Annotated in this window: 24 protein-coding genes; 8 read left to right on the top strand and 16 right to left on the bottom strand. The window is 68.4% G+C overall.

Annotated elements, in window-relative coordinates:
- Positions 1 to 60: 60 nt before the first annotated feature.
- From OG876_RS42990 to OG876_RS43005, 4 genes are all read left to right on the top strand, one after another.
- The gene (locus tag OG876_RS42990) at positions 61 to 1,290 is read left to right on the top strand and encodes an MFS transporter (protein ID WP_328522503.1); all 1,230 of its coding nucleotides are present in this window, start codon (positions 61 to 63) and stop codon (positions 1,288 to 1,290) included.
- 319 nt (positions 1,291 to 1,609) lie between these two features.
- Positions 1,610 to 3,274: an ABC transporter ATP-binding protein gene (locus tag OG876_RS42995; RefSeq protein ID WP_328522504.1), complete on the top strand. Its 1,665-nt coding sequence runs from the start codon at positions 1,610 to 1,612 to the stop codon at positions 3,272 to 3,274.
- A 124-nt stretch (positions 3,275 to 3,398) separates the two neighbouring features.
- Positions 3,399 to 5,276 carry an ABC transporter ATP-binding protein gene (locus tag OG876_RS43000; protein WP_328522505.1) on the top strand — a complete coding sequence of 626 codons (1,878 nt, stop codon included), beginning with the start codon at positions 3,399 to 3,401 and terminating at the stop codon, positions 5,274 to 5,276.
- 84 nt (positions 5,277 to 5,360) lie between these two features.
- Complete coding sequence (locus OG876_RS43005; RefSeq protein WP_328522506.1) at positions 5,361 to 6,530, top strand: AAA family ATPase; 1,170 nt, start codon at positions 5,361 to 5,363, stop codon at positions 6,528 to 6,530.
- Between the two features lie 2 nt (positions 6,531 to 6,532).
- On the opposite strand, the gene OG876_RS43010 is transcribed toward OG876_RS43005, so the two are convergent.
- From OG876_RS43010 to OG876_RS43045, 8 genes are all read right to left on the bottom strand, one after another.
- Positions 6,533 to 7,381, bottom strand: coding sequence for a hypothetical protein (locus OG876_RS43010; RefSeq protein ID WP_328522507.1), 849 nt, complete (start codon positions 7,379 to 7,381; stop codon positions 6,533 to 6,535).
- Positions 7,382 to 8,110: a CDP-alcohol phosphatidyltransferase family protein gene (locus tag OG876_RS43015; RefSeq protein ID WP_328522508.1), complete on the bottom strand. Its 729-nt coding sequence runs from the start codon at positions 8,108 to 8,110 to the stop codon at positions 7,382 to 7,384.
- 180 nt (positions 8,111 to 8,290) lie between these two features.
- Entirely contained in the window at positions 8,291 to 8,731 is a 441-nt protein-coding gene (locus OG876_RS43020) for a nitroreductase family deazaflavin-dependent oxidoreductase (protein WP_328522509.1), read from the bottom strand.
- Positions 8,732 to 8,769: 38 nt separating this feature from the next.
- Positions 8,770 to 9,138, bottom strand: a complete 369-nt coding sequence (locus tag OG876_RS43025) for an ArsR/SmtB family transcription factor (RefSeq protein ID WP_328522510.1) — start codon at positions 9,136 to 9,138, stop codon at positions 8,770 to 8,772.
- Positions 9,135 to 9,569, bottom strand: coding sequence for an SRPBCC domain-containing protein (locus OG876_RS43030; protein WP_328522511.1), 435 nt, complete (start codon positions 9,567 to 9,569; stop codon positions 9,135 to 9,137). Before OG876_RS43030 ends, OG876_RS43025 begins: the two co-directional genes overlap by 4 nt.
- A gap of 51 nt (positions 9,570 to 9,620) precedes the next feature.
- Positions 9,621 to 10,100: a hypothetical protein gene (locus tag OG876_RS43035; RefSeq protein WP_328522512.1), complete on the bottom strand. Its 480-nt coding sequence runs from the start codon at positions 10,098 to 10,100 to the stop codon at positions 9,621 to 9,623.
- Between the two features lie 37 nt (positions 10,101 to 10,137).
- Positions 10,138 to 11,232: a PP2C family protein-serine/threonine phosphatase gene (locus OG876_RS43040; protein ID WP_328522513.1), complete on the bottom strand. Its 1,095-nt coding sequence runs from the start codon at positions 11,230 to 11,232 to the stop codon at positions 10,138 to 10,140.
- A 63-nt stretch (positions 11,233 to 11,295) separates the two neighbouring features.
- Positions 11,296 to 12,123 (bottom strand): Fpg/Nei family DNA glycosylase, encoded by an 828-nt coding sequence (locus tag OG876_RS43045; protein WP_328522514.1) that lies wholly within the window; start codon positions 12,121 to 12,123, stop codon positions 11,296 to 11,298.
- Between the two features lie 10 nt (positions 12,124 to 12,133).
- Here OG876_RS43045 and OG876_RS43050 point away from each other — a divergent pair, with 10 nt between their 5' ends.
- Complete coding sequence (locus OG876_RS43050; protein ID WP_328522515.1) at positions 12,134 to 12,334, top strand: hypothetical protein; 201 nt, start codon at positions 12,134 to 12,136, stop codon at positions 12,332 to 12,334.
- Here OG876_RS43050 and OG876_RS43055 read toward each other — a convergent pair.
- The 3 genes from OG876_RS43055 to OG876_RS43065 are packed head-to-tail and all read right to left on the bottom strand — an operon-like array spanning position 12,298 to position 14,220.
- Positions 12,298 to 12,765: a ribose-5-phosphate isomerase gene (locus OG876_RS43055; protein ID WP_328522516.1), complete on the bottom strand. Its 468-nt coding sequence runs from the start codon at positions 12,763 to 12,765 to the stop codon at positions 12,298 to 12,300. The two genes, OG876_RS43050 and OG876_RS43055, sit on opposite strands and share 37 nt — an antisense overlap.
- A 20-nt stretch (positions 12,766 to 12,785) precedes the next feature.
- The gene (locus OG876_RS43060) at positions 12,786 to 13,586 is read right to left on the bottom strand and encodes a hypothetical protein (protein ID WP_328522517.1); all 801 of its coding nucleotides are present in this window, start codon (positions 13,584 to 13,586) and stop codon (positions 12,786 to 12,788) included.
- Between the two features lie 19 nt (positions 13,587 to 13,605).
- Positions 13,606 to 14,220: a mycothiol-dependent nitroreductase Rv2466c family protein gene (locus tag OG876_RS43065; protein ID WP_328522518.1), complete on the bottom strand. Its 615-nt coding sequence runs from the start codon at positions 14,218 to 14,220 to the stop codon at positions 13,606 to 13,608.
- Between the two features lie 111 nt (positions 14,221 to 14,331).
- On the opposite strand from OG876_RS43065, the gene pepN reads away from it, so the two are divergent.
- Positions 14,332 to 16,905, top strand: a complete 2,574-nt coding sequence (gene pepN, locus OG876_RS43070; protein ID WP_328522519.1) for an aminopeptidase N — start codon at positions 14,332 to 14,334, stop codon at positions 16,903 to 16,905.
- Positions 16,906 to 16,986: 81 nt separating this feature from the next.
- Positions 16,987 to 17,517: a hypothetical protein gene (locus OG876_RS43075; RefSeq protein WP_328522520.1), complete on the top strand. Its 531-nt coding sequence runs from the start codon at positions 16,987 to 16,989 to the stop codon at positions 17,515 to 17,517.
- Here the strand turns inward: OG876_RS43075 and OG876_RS43080 are convergent.
- Positions 17,514 to 18,509, bottom strand: coding sequence for an aldo/keto reductase (locus OG876_RS43080; RefSeq protein WP_328522521.1), 996 nt, complete (start codon positions 18,507 to 18,509; stop codon positions 17,514 to 17,516). The two genes, OG876_RS43075 and OG876_RS43080, sit on opposite strands and share 4 nt — an antisense overlap.
- 252 nt (positions 18,510 to 18,761) lie before the next feature.
- On the opposite strand from OG876_RS43080, the gene OG876_RS43085 reads away from it, so the two are divergent.
- Positions 18,762 to 19,466, top strand: coding sequence for a hypothetical protein (locus OG876_RS43085; RefSeq protein ID WP_328522522.1), 705 nt, complete (start codon positions 18,762 to 18,764; stop codon positions 19,464 to 19,466).
- Here OG876_RS43085 and OG876_RS43090 read toward each other — a convergent pair.
- From OG876_RS43090 to OG876_RS43105, 4 genes are all read right to left on the bottom strand, one after another.
- Positions 19,439 to 20,032, bottom strand: a complete 594-nt coding sequence (locus OG876_RS43090) for a GNAT family N-acetyltransferase (RefSeq protein WP_328522523.1) — start codon at positions 20,030 to 20,032, stop codon at positions 19,439 to 19,441. The two genes, OG876_RS43085 and OG876_RS43090, sit on opposite strands and share 28 nt — an antisense overlap.
- Positions 20,029 to 20,427, bottom strand: a complete 399-nt coding sequence (locus OG876_RS43095; protein ID WP_328522524.1) for a DUF5130 family protein — start codon at positions 20,425 to 20,427, stop codon at positions 20,029 to 20,031. Before OG876_RS43095 ends, OG876_RS43090 begins: the two co-directional genes overlap by 4 nt.
- Positions 20,414 to 20,695: an aa3-type cytochrome oxidase subunit CtaJ gene (gene ctaJ / locus OG876_RS43100; RefSeq protein ID WP_328522525.1), complete on the bottom strand. Its 282-nt coding sequence runs from the start codon at positions 20,693 to 20,695 to the stop codon at positions 20,414 to 20,416. The genes OG876_RS43095 and ctaJ overlap by 14 nt, the downstream gene beginning before the upstream one ends.
- A gap of 75 nt (positions 20,696 to 20,770) precedes the next feature.
- Positions 20,771 to 21,274, bottom strand: a complete 504-nt coding sequence (locus OG876_RS43105) for a hypothetical protein (protein WP_328522526.1) — start codon at positions 21,272 to 21,274, stop codon at positions 20,771 to 20,773.
- Between the last annotated feature and the right edge of the window lie 153 nt (positions 21,275 to 21,427).

Raw genomic sequence — 21,427 nt, forward strand, 5'->3', positions numbered from 1 at the left:
GCTCCGCTGCGGGCGAAAAGCCGTAGTCGAGTGACTCTGGTGAGTGACAGGTTCCTAGGCATGGCATGGGTCGTGAGAGGCGAGTTCCGCAAGCTATGGCTCGGACAGCTGGTATCAGCGTCCGGCAGCGCCATCACTACGGTCGCCCTGCCACTCGTAGCCGTCGTCACCTTGCAGGCATCGCCGGTGGAGATGGGAGCGCTGGCCGCGTTGACCATCGCGCCGCATCTGGTCTTCGGACTGCTGGCCGGCGTCTGGGTGGACAGGTGGTCGCTGCGTCGTGTGCTGATCTGGACGGACATCGGACGGCTGGTGTTGCTCGGCTCTGTCCCGGTGGCCGCGGCTCTCGACTCGTTGCGGATCGAGCAGCTCTACGTGGTCGCCGTACTGGCCGGAGTGCTCACGTTGCTCTTCGACACGGCGTCGCAGACGCTCATCCCGGCGCTGGTGCCGCGGGAGGACCTTATGCGCGCGAACAGCGCGGCCTTGCTGAACCTCAACCTCGCCTCCACGGTCGGTCCGTCCATGGCCGGGTTCCTGGTGCAGGTGCTGAGTGCGCCGTTCGCGATCCTCGTCGACGCGGCGTCGTACGTGGTGTCCGCGATGGCGTCGTACCTGATCCGTGAGCCGGCCCGAGCGCCGGTGCCCGCGCGGTCCGAGTTTCGGCTGTCGGCCGGGCTGCGGGTGATCCTCGGTGATCGAGTGCTCACGCCACTCTCCATCTCAGCCGCTGTCGCGGCGACGGCCGGGGCGATGCAGGGGCCGTTGATCGTGCTCTACCTGCTCCGAGGGCTGCACCGGTCGGCGACGTTCGTCGGGGTCACGCTCACCGCCTTCGGCGTGGCTGCGGTGCTCGGGACGTTCGTCGCCCCTGCGTGGTGCCGCCGAGTGGGCATCGGGCGCGCATACGTCTCGGGGGTATTCCTGGCCTCCCTGACCGGCGCCGCGCTGTTCACCGGGCTCACCTCGCTGATCCTGCTCGGCCAGGCCCTCGCCGGCCTCGGCATGTCGCTGTTCGGTATCCCCCAACGCACCCTGCGCCAGTACCTCGCCCCACCCCACCTGATCGGTCAGGTCACCGCCACCTGGCGCACCCTGGTCATCGGCGGCCAGGCCCTCGGCGCCGCCGCCTCCGGCCTCCTCGCCACCGCGATCGGCATCCGCCCGACCCTCCTGGTGGCCACCGCCGGCATGCTCCTCGGCGTCCTGATCGCCCTCCTCTCCCCGCTCCGCAGCTTCCACACCCTGCCGGCCGATCCATCGAGCCGGCGATCGATGGCGCGGGATTGATTGCGGAACGCAATGACTGTGACGCCGGTCGCCGCGTGGGGCTCGAGTTGGTCATTGCAACAAGTGGTAATTCATCGGCGGGGAATGGAATTCGGAGGACAAGCGCTTACCTAGTGAGCGATACTGGAAAGTGCGCCGTTTTCAGGTCGCGAGCCCCCTTGAACCGAGCATGATGGGAAGTGCGCCCGTCCAGATGCCCTCAGAGCACCCTGCCCACGCGCCGTCGATCGCTGCCCCTACCACCCGAGCCCCCGAACGCAGCCGCAATCTGTGGCGGCTCCGTCCCTATCTCCGGCCACACCGTTGGCGCCTCGCGGTGATGTTCTCCACCGCCATGCTGGGCGTCGCGGTCAGCCTCACCGTTCCCCTTGTCACCCGGGCCATCATCGACGGTCCGGTCACCCGCCACGAGCTGAGCCTGCTGGTCCCGCTCGCCCTGCTGGCCCTCGGGCTGAGCATCGCCGAGGTCCTGCTGGTCTGGGCTCGCCGGTGGGCCCAGTCCCGTGCCGTCAGCGACCTCGAGGCGGCCCTCCGGCAAGACCTGTACGTCCGGCTGCAGTCGCTGCCGATGGAGTTCCACACCCGCTGGCAGAGCGGTCAGCTGCTGTCCCGGGTCACCACGGACCTGTCCATCATCCGGCGCTTCATGGGCTTCGGCCTGCTGTTCCTGGTGATGAACATCCTCCAACTGATCGTGGTGACGATCCTGCTGCTGCGGTTGTACTGGCCGCTCGGCGTGGTCGTCCTGCTGGCCGCGGCGCCGATCATCCTGGTCTCACTGAAGTTCGAGCGGAAGTACCTGCTGATCTCCCGCAAGGTCCAGGATCAGCAAGGTGACCTCGCCACCCGGATCGAGGAGTCGGCGCTCGGCTTCCGGGTGATCAAGGCGTTCGGCCGGCGGGCGCACGTCCAGGGTCAGTTCGACGACGAGGCGATCAATCTCTACGACACCTCCGTGGACAAGGTCCGGCTGTCATCCCGGTTCTGGAGCTTCCTCGGCGTGATCCCGAACCTGACCCTGGTGATCGTGCTGCTACTCGGTGCGCTCGCGGTCGGCCGGGAGGCGATCACGCTCGGCACGCTGGTCGCGTTCATCACCCTGATGCTGTCGCTGATCTGGCCGGTCACGTCACTCGGCGGGATCCTCGCGATGGCCCAGGAGGCGATGACGGCGGCCGACCGGATCAGCGAGATCCTCGACACCCACTCGATCATCCAGTCCGGCTCCGAGGAACTGGTGAACTCCCGCGGCCACCTGCGCTTCGAGCACGTCGGCTTCCGGTTCTCACCCCACTCCCCGGAGATCCTGCACGACATCAACCTCGACCTCACCCCGGGTACGACGCTCGCCCTGGTCGGCGCGACCGGATCCGGCAAGACCACCCTCACCGCTCTGGTCCCCCGCCTGTACGACGTGACCGCCGGGCGGATCACGATCGACGGGCACGACCTCCGGGACCTGAGCCTGACCTCGTTGCGGACCGCGGTCGCGTCCGCGTTCGACGACCCGACACTGTTCTCGATGAGTGTCCGGGAGAACCTGACCCTCGGTCGGCCGGACGCCAGCGAGGCCGACGTCCAGCAAGCCCTTCAGGTGGCTCAGGCCGAGTTCGCCAACGATCTGCCCTGGGGTCTGGAGACCCGGGTCGGTGAGCAGGGCATGTCACTGTCCGGTGGTCAACGGCAGCGGCTCGCACTCGCCCGGGCAGTACTCGCCAAGCCGGCCGTCCTCGTGCTCGACGACACGCTCTCCGCGCTCGACGTGCACACCGAGGCACTGGTCGAGGAGGCGCTGCGCAACGTGCTCGCCGACACCACCGGCATCGTGGTCGCGCACCGCGCGTCGACCGTGATGCTGGCCGACCAGGTGGCCCTGCTGCAGAACGGCACGGTCACCCACGTCGGTACCCATCAGGAGTTGCTCGCGGAAGTTCCGGCGTACCGGCAACTGCTCGCGGCCGAAGAAGAGGAGGTGCACGCATGACTGTGTCATGGCCACGCCTCCGGCGCGGCAGGTCATCGGGCTTTGACTCCCGGGCTTCCCTCGTCGCTCCAGTCGCTCCAGTCGCTGCGCTCCCTGCGCTCCTCAGTCCAGTCCGGGAGGCCCGATGACCACGACCCAGCAAACACCTCCTCAGGACGAGACGCGAAAGAACGAGCAGGAGACCCCGGAGCAGTCGTGGCGGGGAGTCTTCGAGGACGACCCCGACCGGGAGTTGTCGAGGGCAACGACCGTTCGGCTCAAGGAGGACTCCCGCAAGCTGCTCGGTGAGCTGCTCCGGCCGCACCAGAAGATGATCTGGCTGCTGGTGGTGATCGTCGTGGTCGAGAACGGCGCCCGCCTCGCGATCCCCTACCTGGTCCACCTCGGCATCGACAACGGCATTCCGCCGATCCTGGCCGGCGAGGGGTCGCGGCAACTGATCACGGTCGTCGCTGTCGTCCTGGCGATGGCCCTGCTGCAGGCGTGGGCACGGCAGCTGTTCCTGATGCGGTCCGGCAAGCTCGGCCAGACCATCCTGCTCGGTCTGCGCCGCCGGGTGTTCGACCACTTCCAGCGGCTCAGCCCGTCGTTCCACGACAAGTTCACGTCCGGCCGGGTGATCTCGCGGCTGACGTCCGACGTCGGCGTGATCGACGAGATGCTGGCGACCGGCTTCGACGGTCTGGTCACGGCTCTGCTGACCCTGATCGGTACGTCGATCCTGCTGCTCACACTGGACGTCAAGCTCGGTCTGCTCGCGCTGCTGTCGTTCCCCGCGCTGCTTGTGCTGACCGCCTGGTTCCGGAAGCGGTCGGCCGTCGTGTACCGGCAGACCCGCGAGGCCGTCGTACTCGTGATCGTGCACTTCGTCGAGTCGATGACCGGGATCCGCGCGGTGCAGGCCTTCCGCCGCGAGCCGCGCAACGAGGAGATCTTCCACGGCGTCAACGACAAGTACCGGAAGGCGAACCTGGAGTCGTTCCGGCTGAACGCGATCTTCATGCCGTCGATCAAGGGCGTCGGCAACATCACCATCGTCGCGATCCTGGCGTACGGCGGTTACCAGGCGTACCACGGTCACGTCACGGTCGGCGTACTGACCGCGTTCCTGCTCTACCTGCGGCAGTTCTTCGAGCCGCTGCAGGACATCACGCAGTTCTACAACACCTTCCTGTCCGCGAGTGCGGCGCTGGAGAAGCTGTCCGGCGTCCTCAACGAGACGCCCGACGTACCGGAGCCCCTCGAGCCGGCCAAGCCGGGCCGCGCTCGAGGTCACCTGGAACTGCGGAACGTCGAGTTCCAGTACGTCGACGGCGTCAAGGTACTGCCCGGCCTCCAGCTCGACGTCCCGGCCGGTCAGACCCTCGCTCTCGTCGGTACGACGGGAGCCGGCAAGACCACGATCGCCAAGCTGGTGGCGCGGTTCTACGACCCGACCGGCGGCCACGTGCTGCTTGACGGCGTGGACCTGCGGGACCTCACCGAGGACGACCTGCGCGAGCGGGTCGTGATGGTGACGCAGGAGAACTTCCTGTTCACCGGGTCGGTCGCCGACAACATCCGGTTCGGCAAGCCGGACGCGACGCTGGAGGAGGTGGTCGAGGCGGCCAAGGTGATCGGCGCGCACGACTTCATCATGGCGCTGCCGAACGGGTACGAGACCGCGGTGGAGAAGCGCGGCAGCCGGTTGTCCGCGGGTCAGCGGCAGCTGGTCGCGTTCGCCCGGGCGTTCCTCGCGGATCCCGCCGTACTGATCCTGGACGAGGCGACGTCGAGCCTGGACATCCCCAGCGAGCGGCTGATCCAGCGCGCGCTGCGGACCATCCTGGCCGACCGTACGGCGATCGTCATCGCGCACCGGTTGTCCACGGTCGAGACGGCCGACCGGGTCATCGTCCTCGAGTACGGCCGCATCATCGAGGACGGCGCCCCTGACAGCCTCGTCACCACCAACGGCCACTACGCCGGCCTGCACCAAGCCTGGGAAGACTCCCTGGCCTGACCCCATCGTGGCTGCGGGCGCGTGGGTTTCCCCACGCGCCCGCTCCACTCGGTTCTGTCCGAGCAGGTCGGTAGCGTGGCCGTCATGCTGACCACGCTGGCGGTGGAGAACTACCGGTCGTTGCGACGGGTCGTGATGCCGCTGCGCGGGCTGAACGTGGTGACCGGAGCGAACGGGACCGGCAAATCCAGCCTGTATCGGGCGCTCCGGCTGCTCGCGGATGCCTCGCGGAACGGCGCGGTCGCCGCCCTGGCTCGCGAAGGCGGCCTGCAGTCGACGCTGTGGGCCGGCCCGGAACATGTCCGCAAAGACCGCCCGATCCAAGGCACTGTGCGGACCGGGCCGGTGGCACTGCGGATGGGGTTCGCGTCCGACGACTACGGCTACGCGGTGGACTTCGGGATGCCGGTGCCGACGCTCGGCGTGCGTGGTGAGCCCTCGGCGTTCAACCTCGACCCCGAGATCAAGCGGGAGTCCCTCTGGGCCGGGCCGTTCCTGCGACCTGCCGCTCTGTTGATGGAGCGAGGAGGCGGTGGGGCGCGCATCCGGGACGACGGCGGCCGGTGGCAGGACGGCGGGCATGTGCTGCAGCCGTTCGACAGCATGCTCAGCGAGTTCGCCGATCCGCAGCGCGCGCCCGAGTTGCTCGCGCTGCGCGAGCGGATGCGGGCCTGGCGGTTCTACGACCACCTACGCACCGACGCGGACGCTCCGGCTCGCCGAGCACAGATTGGCACCCGGACGCCCATCCTCGGCCCGGAGGGTGGCGATCTCGCCGCCGCACTCCAGACGATCTGGGAGATCGGCTCGAAGGGCGCCCTCGACGACGCCATCGAGCTCGCGTTCCCGGGTAGCAGGGTGGAGATCGTCAACGCCGGCGGCCGATTCGAGCTCGCCTTCCGGCAGCACGGTCTGCTCCGGCCGTTGTCGGGCGCCGAGTTGTCGGACGGGACGCTCCGATACCTGCTCTGGGTGGCGGCGCTGCTGACCCCGCGACCGCCGGAGCTCCTGGTGCTCAACGAGCCCGAGACGAGCCTGCACCCGGATCTCCTGCCGGCGTTGGCCAATCTCGTCATCACCGCCGCCAAGGAGGCTCAAGTCATCGTCGTCACCCACTCCCGCCCGTTCGTCGCAGCCCTCGAAGCACTCGCCGACGACGTCCACACCATCGAGCTGATCAAAGACCACGGCGCCACGACGATCGCCGACCAGCGCCCCCTCGACGAACCGCCGTGGAAGTGGGCCACCCGCTAGTGCTAGCTGGGCTGGGGGTCTTTGACTGATTCGAAGCGGACGAGGATCAGGGAGCCGACGGCTGAGAGGGCGAAGCCGGCTATTGCACCGGGCCACCAGCCGGCGCGGACGGCGTCGTCGAGGACGAAGACGCCGACGACCGCGGGGGTGATGGTTTGGAGGGCGATCATCGGCGTGGTTGCCAGCGTCACCGAACCGCGTTGCAGCGCCAGCGAGTACAAAAGAAAGGCCAGTGCGCCACTGATCGGCAGGGTGTACGTCGTAGGGCTGCGCAGCAACTCGCCGATCGAGCCGTCCTGCAGGAGCCGCGCCGAGATCGCGACGCCGGCGTACCCGAGTCCGGCGAGCATCCCGAGCAGAGCCGTGGAGACGCCGTGCTGGGAGCGGCTCGCGAGGGCGCCGAGGACGGCGATGGTGATGAGGCCGATGATCAGGCCGACCGTCAGCCCGTGATGCTGGGCGCTGTCCCCCGCCGAACCCGCCGATACCGCCAGCAGCCCGAGGCCGACGCAGACTGCGATCACGGCCGACCATTCGAGCGCACTGAGCTGATCCGACATCAAGCGGGTGGCGAGCAGCGCGGTCACGACCAGACTGGCCGCGATGCCGGCCTGGGCGAGGTAGAGCGGAAGGAGGCGCAGGGCAACGAAGTGCAGTCCGAAACCCGCCAGGTTCAGCACCAGGGCGCCGACGAAGGCGGGCTGTCTGAGCAGCGCCGCCACGAACCCACCGAGTCGCCGCGGATCCAGCTCGGACTCGGTCGGGACCCTGCGCGAGCCGACCGCCTGCAGAATCGAGGCGACACCGAACAGCACCGCGGCACCGAGCGCCGCGCCGAGACCTAGGACCACTCAGGCGACCTTGCGCCGAGGCACCCAGAACGTCAGGTACAAGCTGAGGACTCCGTAGTACAGGAGGTAGGCCAGCGAGACCGCGACCACGATCGCGTTCGGATCCGGCATCTGCGCGAGGAGTACGGCGTACGACGCGAGCCAGACCGCGGTCGTGAGCAGGTTCATCGTCCGGAACGCCTTGGTCCGCGAGGGGTAGACGTACTTCACCGGGATGAAGACCAGCACCGAGCAGACGACCAGGATCACGCCGGTGGTGAACGGGCTGAGGCCGAGGACCACGACGTAGAAGGCGACCACGTTCCAGTAGCTGGGGAAGCCCAGGAAGAAGTGGTCGTCGGTCTTCGCGTCGACCCGGCAGAACTGGTAGCTGGAGGCAAGCAACGGCAACGCCGCCAGCACCGCGCCCCAGCCGCCGTTGGGTAGGTAGTCCCCGGTCCAGAGCAGCACGATCGGGGCGAACGCGTAGGTCAGGTAGTCGACGATGTTGTCCAGCATCGCGCCGTCGAACCACGGGATGGTCTCCTTCACCCGCAGCCGGCGGGCGAGCATCCCGTCCGTCCCGTCGATCACCAGGGCCGCCAGGCCGAGCCAGAGTGCGCGGACGGCGTCGCCGTCGATGGCGGCGATGACGATCAGCAGCGCGAGCACCGTTCCGCTCGCGGTATAGGCATGCAGTGCCAGTCCGGCCAGACGCAACCGCGTCGACCCGACGAACGGTTCCTGCACCGCGTCGTGTGTGGTCAGGACGACTCCCAGAACTCCGTCGACGCAGCGCGCCGGGCCGGATCCATTCGACCCCGCCGTCGCCAGCGTCTCACAGGCCCGGGCCCGACCCCGTGACCGGTCGTGCTACCACGCCGGATCTGTGCGCGGTCTTAACGCCGACCGCGCACACCGATCGATCGTTTACTTGACCGGGTCCAGCAGGAACTGCGGGATCTTCCGGCTGGTCTTGGTCTGGTAGTCCGCGTACGGCGGGTAGGCGGCGACGGACCGCTCCCACCACTCGTCGTACTCCGCGCCCTCGATCTCGCGGGCGACGTACTCCCTGGTCACGTCACCGTCCTGGAGAGTGAGCTTCGGGTCGGCCTTCAGGTTGTAGTACCAGACCGGGTGCTTCGGCGCACCGCCGAGCGACGCGACCGCGGCGTACACACCGTGGTGCTCGACCCGCATCAGCGGGACCTTCCGGATCTTGCCGGACCTGGCACCACGCATCGTCAGCAGCACCACAGGCAGTCCGATGATGTCTGCGACGTCGGTGGTCCCGGCGTCCTCGATCTTCTCGACCATGGTGCGAACCCAGTCGGTCGGGCTCGGGGCGTACTCGTCAGCGTTCGGTGTCATACCGTCAAGTGTAATGATGACATGTCAACATCAACAATTCATGGCGTGTCGGGAGTCGTCGCGATCTCCTGGATGATCTTGAGGCGGTGGTCCCAGGCGGCAGCGACGTCCGCCATCCAGGCCGCGGTCGCCGTCAGTGCTGTCGGCCGGAGCTCGAAGCGGACCTCGCGGCCCTCGCGGCGACTGTCAACCAGGCCGGCGTCGCGCAGTACGGCGAGATGCTGCACGACGGCCTGTCTCGTGACCGGGAGCTCGCCCGCGAGCGAGGTCGCAGTCCGCCCACCGCCGGCGGCCAGCAACTCGACCACGATCCGGCGGGTGGGATCACCCAGCGCCTCGAGCACGCCGTCGACACGAACGACGGCGCCCCCGGCATCGGCAGACGAAGGATCCCTGCCGATTGTCACAGCGTCGGCGCCAACTCCGTCAGCGCCGCGAGCGCACCGTCCCACCCCTGCTCGGACTCCTCGGCCCGCCTGACCTGCTCGTCCGGCGACACTTCCAGCCGCTCGAACCCGGACTCCACCACCCGCAACCGAGTCCCCTCGCCCTCGGGTGTCAATGTGAACTCCACGAGGTTCGAGTTCCCCGGCGCGGGCTCGACGCCCGGCTCGACGGCGTACCGATAGGCGAACCGCCGCCCCGGCTCGACCTTCTCGACGAAGCCGAGGTACTCCCCGTGCTCGTCCCACCGCATCACCAGCCGCCCACCCGGCCGCAGATCGATCTCCGCCCCACCGAACGCGTACCACCGGGCAAAGCCCTCTGGCTGAGCCACCGCCGCCCACACGACCTCCGGCCGCGCCTCGACGTACACCTCACGCTCCACGCTCTCCATGCCCACCACCCTGCCAACTCCGGAGGTGATGTGCAAGTCACCGCTTGCGCCTCAGGGAGCGCAGGACCGGAGCTGGGTGGCCGTGGCGATGGTGGCCTCGATCCAGCGGCGACGGAGGAAATGGGCCTTGAGGAGCCGATGGACGCCGTCGAGGACGACGAGGCGGCCGCGGTAGGCGACCAGGTTGATCGGGTGGTCGAGATCGGCATCCATCACCCGCTGGTAGTGGGCGCGGAAGTTCATCGGGGTCGCGGCGACCTGGTTCGGGGTGACCTTGAAGCGTTCGCCGTCCAGCTGCCACAGCGGCAGGTCGAACATCCAGACCAGATCCGCGATCTCGACCGGTTCGACCTTCAGGTCGAGCGCCCACAGCTTCTCCAGCTGCCACCGGGCCGGCGGGAACACTTCGCGGATCGCGTCCGGCATCAGCGCGACCAGTTCCTCGAACGACACCTCCGGCGCCGCTCGGTCCCCGTCCGCGGCCGTGGACACCGCCTGGTCGAGGGAGTCGCCCAACCGATCGATCGTCACGACCGAGCAGGCTACGCCATCGCGGGGACAAGCTCTGCTAGCCGTGCGCCATGCGGTGGATGATGACGATCGCGGAGTCGTCGCCGGGTCCGCCGGCGGATGCGACGAGCTCGGCCGCACCGCCCTGGAAGCCCTGTGCCACAAGGCGTTCCGCGTGCCCGACGAGACGGTCGGTGCCGCGGCCGATGTCGCGTCGCGGGGTCTCGACCATGCCGTCGCTGTACAGGAAGAGCGCGTCGCCCAACTTCAGCTGCCCGTGGTTCGCCGGGAACTCCGGCGCCTCCATCAGCCCGAGCAACGGCCCGTCGGCGTCCCGCGTCTGCCACCGCCCCGACCACGCGTCGAACTGGATCGCCGGCGGATGTCCGGCCGTGCGTACGTCGAACTCGCCGGTCTGCACGTCGATCACGACATGGACGACCGTGGCGAAGTCGTCGTCCCAGTTCTGCCGGCGGATGTAGCGGTTCGCCGACGGTAGGAACTCCTCGACCGGGACGACGCCGAGCAGTCCACCGAAGGCACCCGACAACAACAGTGCCCGCGTCCCGGCGTCGATTCCCTTGCCCGAGACATCGACCAGCGCGACCTCGAGCAGATCACCGCGGGTCGTCGACACCACGAAGTCGCCGGAGAACGTCGACCCACCGGCGGACTGGATCGCCACGTCGACGAGCCAGCCGGCCGGCAGGTCCGGCAACACGCCTTGCGCGGTGAGGATGTCGCGCAGCTCCATCAGCATCGACTCGCCACGGGTGCCGGGCACCCCGAGCCGGCTGCGTACCTTCGCGCTGGTGAGCATGATCCAGCCGACGATCGCGAGGACCAGGACGAAGCCGACCCGGGGCATCGTCGGTCCGCGTGACAACACGACGAACGCACCGAACGTCACCGTGACCATGGTGAGCGCCACCAACTCACGGAACCTCAGCAGCAGGCCGCCGACCACCAGCGGGATGATCAGCAAGGAGGTAGGCACGGAGGTCTGCCAAACGAAACCGGAGACGGCGATGGCGATCGACGTCAGCGTCAGCACGACGAAAGCGAGCCGGTGGGACCGGCGGGCGCGCCGTCCCAGCGACTCGACCCGGCGGCCGATTCGTCGTACCTCAGCGAGACCGCCGCTCGTCCTCATGGTGTGAAGAAGATAACGGCACTACCTGGTCCGCGCATAAAGTCGTAACCCAACTGATGAAAGTCAGCTCTTGCGCGTGAGACCGGTGCGCTGGCATTTGGGGCACCAGAACAAGTTGCGCCCGGCCAGGATCTCGGTCCGGATCACCGACTGGCAGACGTAGCACCGCTGTCCCTGCCGCCGGTACACGTAGACCTCACCGCCATGATCGTCGCGGCGCGGGTCACGGCCCATGGCCTCTGGGGTGTGGTCGTCCGTCACGGTGTCGATCCGGCCGGTCTCGACGCCGTACTTCATCAGCTGGAGCAGGTCGTCCCACATGCCCTGCCACTCGCGTTTCTTGACCAGGTGCCCCGGCGTCATCGGGTGCAGCTTCGCCCGGAACAGCACTTCGGCCCGGTAGACGTTGCCGACGCCGCTCAGCACCTCCTGGTCCATCAACAGCCGGCCGATCGGCAGCTTGCTGCGATGGATCCGCTTCCACGCCAGCTCGGGGTCCGCGTCGTCGCGCAGCGGGTCCGGACCGAGCCGGGCGATCAGGCTCTCGCGTTCACCGTCGGTCAGCACCTCGACCACGGTCGCTCCGCGCAGATCGGCGTACGACGTGGCGTTCTGCAGGCGGAGGCGGACCTGGCCGACAGGTTCGGGCACCGGCGCCGGAAAGATGTCCATCTTGCCGATCAGGCCGAGGTGGATGTGCAGCCAGCCGGCGCCCTCGAAGTCGGCGAGGAAGTGCTTGCCGTGCGCCTCGGTCTGCCGCAGCACGTGTCCGTTCAGCAGGGCGGCGCCTTCGACGAACCGGCCCTGCGGGCTGGTCGCCAGGACCGGACGGCCGCCGAACGCGTCCCAGACGTCGTTCGCCAGCCGGTGCAGGGTGTGACCTTCAGGCATGATTCCTCATATGGGGATAACTGGTGGAGCCAAGGGCCGGAGTGGTCCGCCCACTCCGGCGGTGGTCGGCACCGCCCGGTCGATGCGGGCCCGGGACGTCTCCCGCCCGCGCCAGCCGGTCAACCGCCGGCCGGTGCAACCGAAGAAGGACGCGGACACCGACAAGCCGGAGGGTCAGGAGACCGGCGGGAGCTCGCCGGTCGACTCGTAGGCCGACAGCATGTCGATCCGGCGGGTGTGCCGCTCCTCGCCGGAGTACTCGGTGGCCAGGAACGTGTCGACGAAGCCCGTCGCCTCCTCCGCGGAGTGCATCCGCGCCCCGACACTGATCACGTTGGCATTGTTGTGCTCGCGGCCGAGCCGTGCGGTGTCGGTGCTCCAGGCCAGGATCGCCCGGATCCCCTCCACCTTGTTGGCGGCGATCTGCTCGCCGTTCCCCGAGCCGCCGATCACGACGCCGAGGCTGCCCGGCTCCTGGATCACCGCCTCACCGGTCCGCAGGCAGTACGGCGGATAGTCGTCGACGGCGTCGTACACGGCCGGGCCGTGGTCCTCGACGTCGTGCCCGGCAGCTGTGAGGTGCTGGACCAGGTGGTTCTTCAGTTCGAAGCCGGCGTGGTCGGAGCCGATGTGCACTCGCATGGCCAGAAGTGTTGCACCTCCTACCGACGGTCCGGCACGCCGGGCACAGTCAGCGCTGCGGCCAGCCGCGTGACCTCCGCGTAGGCCTTCTCGTACTCCGTTCCCGCCGGATGCAGCGTGAACACGGCCACGATGGTCCGGTCGTCCGGCCCGACGGTCCCAGTGGTGTGCAGTGCCTCGCTGACCAGGTCCACCGGCACGTCCGTCGGCTTGGCCTTGTCGGAGCGATAGCCACTCGAGCCTTGGAAACCGGACCAGCCCTGTTTGATGCTGAAGTCCGGTTCGAAGACCGAGGCGATCCCGAAGTACTGATCGAAGCCGTCGGTGCCGTGACGGGTCGGCCGGTGCAGCAGGTCCATCACGTACTCGCGCACCGGCGCCGGAGCCTGGTCGAGGATGTATCGATAGATCCGGACCGTGTCGGCGGCCGTGATGGCGACATACCCCCAGAAGCCCGGATGGGTGGCCGGCGGCCCGGCCGTGTGGGTCAGGCCGAGCCGGGCCACCATCCGGTCGACGATCGCCGCGCCGCCGAGGTGGTCCCAGTAGTAGCTCGCGGCGTCGTCGTCACTGCTGCGCAGCATCGCCTCGAGCCGGGTCCGGTCCGCGGGCGGCACGGCGTACGCCGGACCCCGGTCCCAGAGGAAGTCGAGCACGATCAGCAGCTTCACCACGGACGCCGACCGGAACCGATGATCGGCGTTCAACTGCTGTGCGAACTGCCCGCTCCGGCGGTCGAAGACGGCGATGCCGGCCGTCACTCCCGCAGGTACGGCGACATCGTCCGCACCGAGTGCGGGCAGTTCATCACGCAGGGTCATCTCTGGACCACACACCGAATCAGTCGAAGATCGGTCCGCGGTCTCGAGTGCGCTTGATCTCGAAGAAGCCCTCGGTGCCGGCGACCAGGCGGACGCCGTCCCAGAGCTTGCCGGCCGCCTCGCCCTTCGGTGCGGGCGTCACGACCGGACCGAAGAACGCCGTGCCCTCGACCGAGATGACCGGCGTGCCGACCTCCATCCCGACCAGGTCGATGCCGGCGTGGTGCGACTTCTTCAGCGCGTCGTCGTACTTGTCGGAGTCGGCGGCCTCGATCAGCGACGCCGGCAGACCGACCTCCTCGAGGGCCTCCTTGACCACGTCACCCTTGCCGTCGCCGATGCCGCGGCCGGCGACATGGATCCGCTGACCGAGGGCGGTGTAGAGCGGCAGCAGCACCTCGTTGCCGTGCGCCTGCTCGGCAGCGATCAGCACCCGGACCGGACCCCACAGGTTGCGCAGGTTCTGCTTGTACTTCTCGTCCAGGTCGTCGCGTCCATCATTCAGGACGGCCAGGCTCATCACGTGCCAGGTCGTCGTCACATCCCTCACTTGCTCGACCTCGAGCATCCAGCGAGAGGTCATCCAGGCCCAGGGGCAGGCCGGGTCGAACCAGAAATCGGCAGAGGCAGTCATGTTCCCAATCATACAAAGTTGAAGAACCCTAGATACCGGCTTGGTATCCAATACCCAATGTTGCGGGGAAACCCTCAGCCAAGCCGACAGCCAGGTGCATAGGATGCCGACATGCCTGGAACCAACCTGACGCGCGACGAGGCGCGTACCCGTGCCGGCGTGGTCAGCGACGTCAGCTACACGATCGAGCTGGACCTGACCGCTGCCCCGAGCGGCGCGCCCACCTTCCCGTCCGTGACCACCGTCACGTTCGCGGCCGAGGCCGGCGCGAGCACCTTCGCCGACCTGATCGCGGACAAGATCCGCGAGGTGACGCTGAACGGTAGGGCGCTGGATCCGGACACGGTGTACGACGGCGCCCGCATCCAGCTGGACGGGCTGGCGGAGCGCAACGAGCTCCGCGTGGTCGCCGACTGCCTGTACTCGCGCACCGGCGAGGGACTGCACCGCTCGGTCGACCCGGCCGACAAGGAGACCTACCTCTACACCCAGTTCGAGGTGCCGGACGCCCGCCGGGTGTTCACCACCTTCGAGCAGCCGAACCTCAAGGCCCCTTTCACCTTCACCGTGTCCGCGCCGGCCCGCTGGGTCGTCATCTCGAACGCACCGACTCCCGAGCCCACGCCGTACGCCGGTGAGAACGGTGAGGAGCTGGCCCGGTGGGAGTTCCCGCCGACCGAGCGGATCTCGACGTACATCACCGCTGTGGTGGCCGGGCCGTACCACGTGGTCACGGACACCTACGAAGGCGCGCACGGGTCGTACCCGCTGTCGCTGCTGTGCCGTCCGTCGCTGAAGGAGGCGCTGGACGTCGACGACCTGTTCGAGGTGACCAAGCAGGGCTTCGAGCTGTTCGAGAGCGCGTTCGGTACGCCGTACCCGTTCCACAAGTACGACCAGGCCTTCGTGCCCGAGTACAACATGGGCGCGATGGAGAACGCGGGCTGCGTGACGCTCCGGGACGAGTACCTGTTCCGCAGCCGAACCACGCACGCGGAGATGGAAGCCCGCGCCAACACGGTGCTGCACGAGCTGGCGCACATGTGGTTCGGCGACCTGGTCACGATGACCTGGTGGGACGACCTGTGGCTGAACGAGTCGTTCGCCGAGTGGGCCAGCCACTGGGCGCAGGCGGTCGCCACGACCAAGTACGCCGGGGCCTGGACGACCTTCTGCAACGCCCGGAAGAACTGGGCCTACCGGCAGGACCAGCTGCCCTCGACGCACCCGATCGCGGCGGACATGGTCGACTTTCACGCGGTCGAGGTGAACTTCGACGGCATCACCTACGCCAAGGGCGCCTCCACGCTGCGGCAGCTGGTCGCGTTCGTCGGTGAGGACACCTTCATCACCGCCTTGAAGGAGTACTTCGCCGACCACGCGTTCGGCAACACCGAGCTGACCGACCTGCTCAAGCCGCTGGAGAAGGCGTCCGGTCGCGACCTGGACGACTGGACCGAGCGGTGGCTGCGGACGGCTGGCGTCAACACGCTGCGGGCCGACTTCGCCGTCGACTCCTCCGGTGCCTTCACGTCGTTCGCAATCGAGCAGACCGCGACCGAGAAGTTCCCGGTTCTGCGACCGCACCGGCTCGCCGTCGGTCTGTACCGCCGTACCGGCGAGGGCCTGGTCCGGACCGAGCGGTTCGAGGTGGACATCGACGGGCCGCGCACCGAGCTGCCCGAGCTCACCGGCGCCTCCCAGCCGGACCTGGTGCTGCTGAACGACGACGACCTCACCTACGCCAAGATCCGGCTCGACGAGCGCTCCCGGGCGACCCTGGTCGAGTCGATCGACCAGCTGACGGAATCGTTGCCCAGGGCATTGGCCTGGGGCGCGGCCTGGGACATGACCCGGGACGCGGAGATGCCGGCCAGCCAGTACGTCGGCATCGTGCTGCGCGGGATCCGGGCCGAGACCGACCTGACCGGCGTACGGTCCCTGCTCGGGCAGGCGACCAGCGCGATCAACCTGTACTCCGCGCCCGCCAATCGGCCGGCCCTGCGGGCACAGTTCGAGGAGGCGGTGGCGGGCCTGCTCGCCGACGCCGAGCCGGGCAGTGACCACCAGCTCGCGTTCGCCCGCGCGTACAGCTCGGCGGTCTTCTCCGCGGCCGGCGCCGACCGGCTCGTCGCCTGGCTGGACGACCGCGAGCTGCCACCGGGTCTGGTCGTCGACACCGATCTGCGCTGGACGCTGATCGTGGCGCTCTCCCGGCTCGGCCGGATCGACGCCGCCGAGATCGACGACGAGCTCACCCTGGACACCACGATCACCGGACAGGAGCGGGCCGCCCAGGCGCGCGCCGCCCGGCCGACCGCCGAGGCCAAGGAAGAGGCCTGGCGGATCGCGGTGGAGTCCGAGGACACCCCGAACGAGACGCAGTTCCGGACCATCCTCGGCTTCCAGCAGCCGGGCCAGGAGGACCTGCTGCGGCCGTACGTCGGGAAGTACCTGAACGCGGCCAAGGACGTCTACACGCGCCTCGGCTCGTCGATGGGTGAGAACGTGCTGGTCTACCTGTCGCCGCGCAACCTCGCGGACCAGGCTGCACTGGACGCCCTGACCGAGTGGCTCGCCACAGAGTCCTCGTCGGTGGACGCACCGACCCTGCGCTACGTCACCGAGGCGCAGGCCGACCTCGCCCGGGCGCTCGCCGCGCAGGCGCAGGACACCGTCTCCTAAGTCAATCCATTCACTGCCGGTCTCAGCTGTGGCTGAGACCGGCAGTGTCGCGTTGAGCCTCAGTGCGGTAAGACTGGGTCGGTGCCTGCCTCTGATCCCGCCTTGGCCGGTGCGGCAGCTGTTGCGCTGACCGGACTGGCAGAGGCGTACCGACCCCGCCCTGTCACTCCGCTGATGCCGTGGCGCGATCCGCACCGTCTGGTGAAGCCCTACATCATCACTGCCCGCGGACGGCACTGGGACGACCAGATGGTCGAGGTCGCGCGCGCCACCGCGACCCGGCAGCTCGAGTTCGACGACGCGATGGGTGCCGTCGGGCTGGCCGTCGTCGTACTGCATCTCGGCGACGACGGCATCTATCTGGTCGTGCAGAGCTGGGCGAAGGACTTCCAGTCCCGCCTCAGCATCTTCAGCGGGATGGACGTCGACGACCTGCGCCCGGCCCCGATCGGAGCGGCCCCCTGCGTGTGGGAGCTCGAGGTGCTCAGCCACGAGCGGATGGCATATGTCGGGCACATCCTCGGCGCGGGTGTCGACGTCGACGCCTGGCTGGACGATGCCCTCGACACCCGACCGCACCCCAAGTACGACGGCATCCCCTCCGGGACCTAGTCGTTGTGTCCGGCTGCGTCGAGCCGCTGCCGCTGATCCTCGCTGAGCTCGAGCTCGGCCGCCGCCAGGCTCTCGTCGAGCTGGGCCACCGACGACGCACCGACCAGCGGGATGATCGGTAGCTCGCCGCCCATCAGCCACGCGAGCACCACCTGGTTCGCCGTGGCGCCCGTCTCCCGGACGACCTGATCCAGCACGACCCGGCGAGCCCGGGTGCCGGCGTGATCGTAGAGAGCGTCGAGGGGTTTGTCGGCGCGGACATAGCCACCACTGAGCAACGGTGTGTACGCGACCAGGGTCAGGCCGGGCTCCGCACGCAGGTAGCTCAGCAGTTGCCCGTCCACGACACCGATGCTCCCGTCGCGCGAACGGAGTCCGCCCTCGTCGGTCCGTGCCCGGAAGTACGTGTGGTGATGCTGGAGCACCTCACACCCCGGCAAGCCGGCCGCGGCGGCCATCGTCCGGGCGCGCTCGATCTGCCAGGACCAGAAGTTGCTCAGGCCGACCATCCCGACCGTTCCTTCGGCCACCAGCGTGCCGAACGCCTCGACCTGTTCCTCAAGGGGTACGGCGGGATCCGGGACGTGGGCGTAGTACACGTCGATGCGGTCGCGGCCCAGTTGGTCCAGACTCCGGGCCACGGATTCCTTGATGATGCGGGGCGAGAGACCTTCGAGGTCCTCGGTGAGATGGGTTGCCGGACGCGGCGGCCGTCCGCCGACCTTGGTCGCGATCGTGAGCTCGTCGCCGATCCCCCGGCTGCGGAGCCAGCGGCCGAGTAGCTGCTCGCTCTCCCCACCCTGGGTGCCGTTGATCCAGAACGCGTAGTTGTTGGACGTGTCGATGAAGGTCCCGCCCGATTCGACGTACCGATCGAGGATCGCGTACGACGTCGACTCGTCGGTGACCGTGCCCATCAGCATCGCGCCGAGGGCGATCTGGCTCACCCGGCGGCGACGAACGGGGTCTGTTCCGATTGTCAGATAGCGCATGCGGCCAGCGAACCAACTAGAGCGCTGTCTAGGTCAAGGACATTATCGCCCGCATCGGACAGTGGTAGCGCGAATGCTGCCGGTGAGGGTCAAACGATTGCTCGTCTGCGCATGGTGATGGGGCGATCGCGGGCCGCGATTCCCTTGCTGGGAAGAGATTCTCACCACCTGAAAAGGACTCACTTATTCGTTCGTTCGGTTTAAGCTGCACGCGAACCATCCGCACACGGAGTCTTGGGAGGGGCCCTTGCCGTGACACCTGTGGATCACCGAAGGCCGCACGCCCGGGTCGCTCGGAGACAACAGAAGGCTGCCGCCCGCCGTGACGATGCCCCGCCGCGGCGCCCGCGGAAGGTTCAGCGCTCGCACAGCGCGGTCGGTGCGGCGATCGTGGCCGCCGCCGCGCTGGTGGCGGTGTTCGGGTTCATCCTGACCAACGGATCCCCGTCGGCGCCCACGGACGACGGCTTGCGGCTGGGCGACGTACCCGCGGGTGGAGCGGCGGCCCCGGCCGCACCCGCGGCGGGTGACGACGCGAGCACCACGAAGGCGGACCGCAAACCGCCGGCCACGTCCACGGCGCCGAAGGCCGTCCCGAAGACGAGCGCACCGCCGGTGAACACCGGCGCGGAGTCGCCGGCGTTCAAGCGTGGCCAATGGATCGTCCAGATCGACAAGTACCCGACCGACGCCGGCATGGACGCGGACCAGGTCGCGAAGGCTCTCGCGGTCAGGCTGATCAAGGCGGGCGTACCGGCCAAGGCGATGCTGGTCAACGGGCAGTACCCGGGGATCGCGAACAGCGCCATGGAGCCGGTCACCAACACCTGGCTGGTCTACCTCGGTCCCGGCACGTCATCGGAGCAGATGCTCAACCTGTGCTCGGCGCCGAAGACACAGCGCGCCTACCAGAACTCGGCCTGCCCGACCTACGAGCCGGCGGCTGCTCCAGGCTGACCCGCTGGGTCTGTCGCCAGCCGCGAGTGCAGGTGCGAGTCGTGCCGCTCCCCGGTCGGCTCGACGTAGTAGTCGCGCATGGTGCCCTCGAGCTGGAAGCCGGCCCGTACGGCGACGTGGCAGGAGCCCTCGTTGATCAGTGCGTGGTCCAGCGACAACCTGTGCAGTCTGAGACCATCCGGCGCGAAGGCCCACTGGGCGGCCGCGTCGAGTGCGCGGGCTGCGAGCCTGCGACCGCGGGCGGCCGGGCTGACCCAGTACGCAACAACAGCCTGATCCGGGACTCGGTTCACGTCCCGGACCGACACTGTGGCGAGCACGTAGTCGGTCGCGGCGTCGGCGACGGCGAAGACGGCGCTACCGCGAGCCCAGCCGTCGATGCGCGGCTCCAGCCACTTCCGGGCTCGCTGATCCGCGGGCGTGCGGATGACCGCCGTACCCGCGGTCCAGCGGAGGATGTCCGGATCCCGCAGCGCCTCGGCGACCGCAGCCTCGTCGGTGGCCACGAAGGGGCGCAGTACGACGTCGTCCAGCTCGATGCGGTGTGGCTGCAGGAGCTGGGTCACTGCTGGTGTGGCTCGTTGGCGTGCAGCAGCGGCGCCTGGCGCGCGTGCTCGCCCAGCTGCTGAACGCCGGTGACCAGACCGCCGGTGAGGTCACCGGTCGCGAACGAGGTCTGCATGGTCAACGCGGCCAGTCCGGCCGAGCTGTCCGAGAGCTGCCGCCGCGCCAGGGGGCCGGTGACGATCTCCAGCCGGCGTCCGGCTGGGTCGACGTACACCAGGACGCTGTGGTCGGGGTCGGCGAGCTCGTTCAGCAGCTCGATCGCGAACGGACGGGTCTCCTCGTCGGCACCACCGACATACACCGAGAAGTGCAGGCCGGAGACCTCCTCGGCGTGCCGGACCGCACGCTCGAGGTCGTAGAGCTGGTCCGGTGTGAATGCGTCACCAGCTGGCACTTGCGCCTCCGGTCGTGCGGGCGACGCCGGTGCCGGCGGTCGCGGTGGTCCCCGGCGCGCCGGGCAGCTCGGGCAGGTTGGCCGGGTCGGGCTTGGTCGCGACCGGACCGTTGATCCAGACCGGCGGAGCCCACCAGGACAGACCCGGACGGTAACGCGGCCCGTGCGCGATCGACGGCGCGAACACCAGCAGCGCCACCACCGCGACGACCAGTACGGGGATACCGACGAACACCAGCACGGTGTGGCCGGACAACTCAGCAATCACACCGCGCAGCCTAGTACTTCGTGCCTGCGCCCACTCCAGTGCCTCACCCAGAGCGGACGCAGGCGTAGCTGCGCCCTAGCAGCCGCCGCAGTTGTAGTAGGTGATGTCCCAGTGGCTGCCTTCGTCGGCGTAGATGTTGCCGGAGCCGGAGCGCCACTGCGGATAGCCGTCACCACGGTCCGCGATCCGGGTGAAGTAGGTGTGGATGTAGTTGCCGACACAGGTGTACTTCGAGATGTCGATCTTGTAGCCGTTCCAGTGGCTGTAGGTGCCGCTGGCGTGGCCGGTCTCGGTTCCACCGGTGATGTTGATCGCACAACCGCTGGCGGTCTTCAGCGTGCGAGCGCCGTACACGGTGGTGTCGTTGATCTGCGCGAAGGACGTGCAGGTGGGGTTGTTTCGGTTGGTGCAGCCACCACTGGACGACCACGTGATGCCGACCGCACGGAACAAGGATTCGGCCTGGGCCTGGCTCAGCTTGGTCACTGCGGAGGCCTGGTCGACCATCACCACGCCGGGCAACAGGCCGGCCAGGACGGCGACGACGGGGATGAGGACACGTCGGAGGACGGATTTCATGGGGACACTCCTCGAAATACGGGCGGATATTTCAAGGAGTGCACTTCCCACGAAAGATATTTCCGAAACCTCAGGTTGAATCAGCAATTAACATCCGAACACTGATAGAAGGCCCGGCAGCGAGCAGCTAGATGTAGTGACCATGAGGGTTGT

This window comes from Kribbella sp. NBC_00359 (genome assembly GCF_036097425.1).
In the GTDB taxonomy this organism is placed as follows: Bacteria; Actinomycetota; Actinomycetes; order Propionibacteriales; family Kribbellaceae; genus Kribbella.

Bases quoted from the DNA above. Each gene is read 5' to 3' on its own strand.
- OG876_RS42990 (WP_328522503.1), top strand. From the start codon at position 61: ATGGCATGGGTCGTGAGAGGCGAGTTCCGCAAGCTATGGCTCGGACAG.
- OG876_RS42995 (WP_328522504.1), top strand. From the start codon at position 1,610: ATGTTCTCCACCGCCATGCTGGGCGTCGCGGTCAGCCTCACCGTTCCC.
- OG876_RS43000 (WP_328522505.1), top strand. From the start codon at position 3,399: ATGACCACGACCCAGCAAACACCTCCTCAGGACGAGACGCGAAAGAAC.
- OG876_RS43005 (WP_328522506.1), top strand. From the start codon at position 5,361: ATGCTGACCACGCTGGCGGTGGAGAACTACCGGTCGTTGCGACGGGTC.
- OG876_RS43020 (WP_328522509.1), bottom strand. From the start codon at position 8,731: ATGACACCGAACGCTGACGAGTACGCCCCGAGCCCGACCGACTGGGTT.
- OG876_RS43030 (WP_328522511.1), bottom strand. From the start codon at position 9,569: ATGGAGAGCGTGGAGCGTGAGGTGTACGTCGAGGCGCGGCCGGAGGTC.
- OG876_RS43040 (WP_328522513.1), bottom strand. From the start codon at position 11,232: ATGAGGACGAGCGGCGGTCTCGCTGAGGTACGACGAATCGGCCGCCGG.
- OG876_RS43045 (WP_328522514.1), bottom strand. From the start codon at position 12,123: ATGCCTGAAGGTCACACCCTGCACCGGCTGGCGAACGACGTCTGGGAC.
- OG876_RS43050 (WP_328522515.1), top strand. From the start codon at position 12,134: ATGGGGATAACTGGTGGAGCCAAGGGCCGGAGTGGTCCGCCCACTCCG.
- OG876_RS43055 (WP_328522516.1), bottom strand. From the start codon at position 12,765: ATGCGAGTGCACATCGGCTCCGACCACGCCGGCTTCGAACTGAAGAAC.
- OG876_RS43060 (WP_328522517.1), bottom strand. From the start codon at position 13,586: ATGACCCTGCGTGATGAACTGCCCGCACTCGGTGCGGACGATGTCGCC.
- OG876_RS43065 (WP_328522518.1), bottom strand. From the start codon at position 14,220: ATGACTGCCTCTGCCGATTTCTGGTTCGACCCGGCCTGCCCCTGGGCC.
- pepN (WP_328522519.1), top strand. From the start codon at position 14,332: ATGCCTGGAACCAACCTGACGCGCGACGAGGCGCGTACCCGTGCCGGC.
- OG876_RS43080 (WP_328522521.1), bottom strand. From the start codon at position 18,509: ATGCGCTATCTGACAATCGGAACAGACCCCGTTCGTCGCCGCCGGGTG.
- OG876_RS43105 (WP_328522526.1), bottom strand. From the start codon at position 21,274: ATGAAATCCGTCCTCCGACGTGTCCTCATCCCCGTCGTCGCCGTCCTG.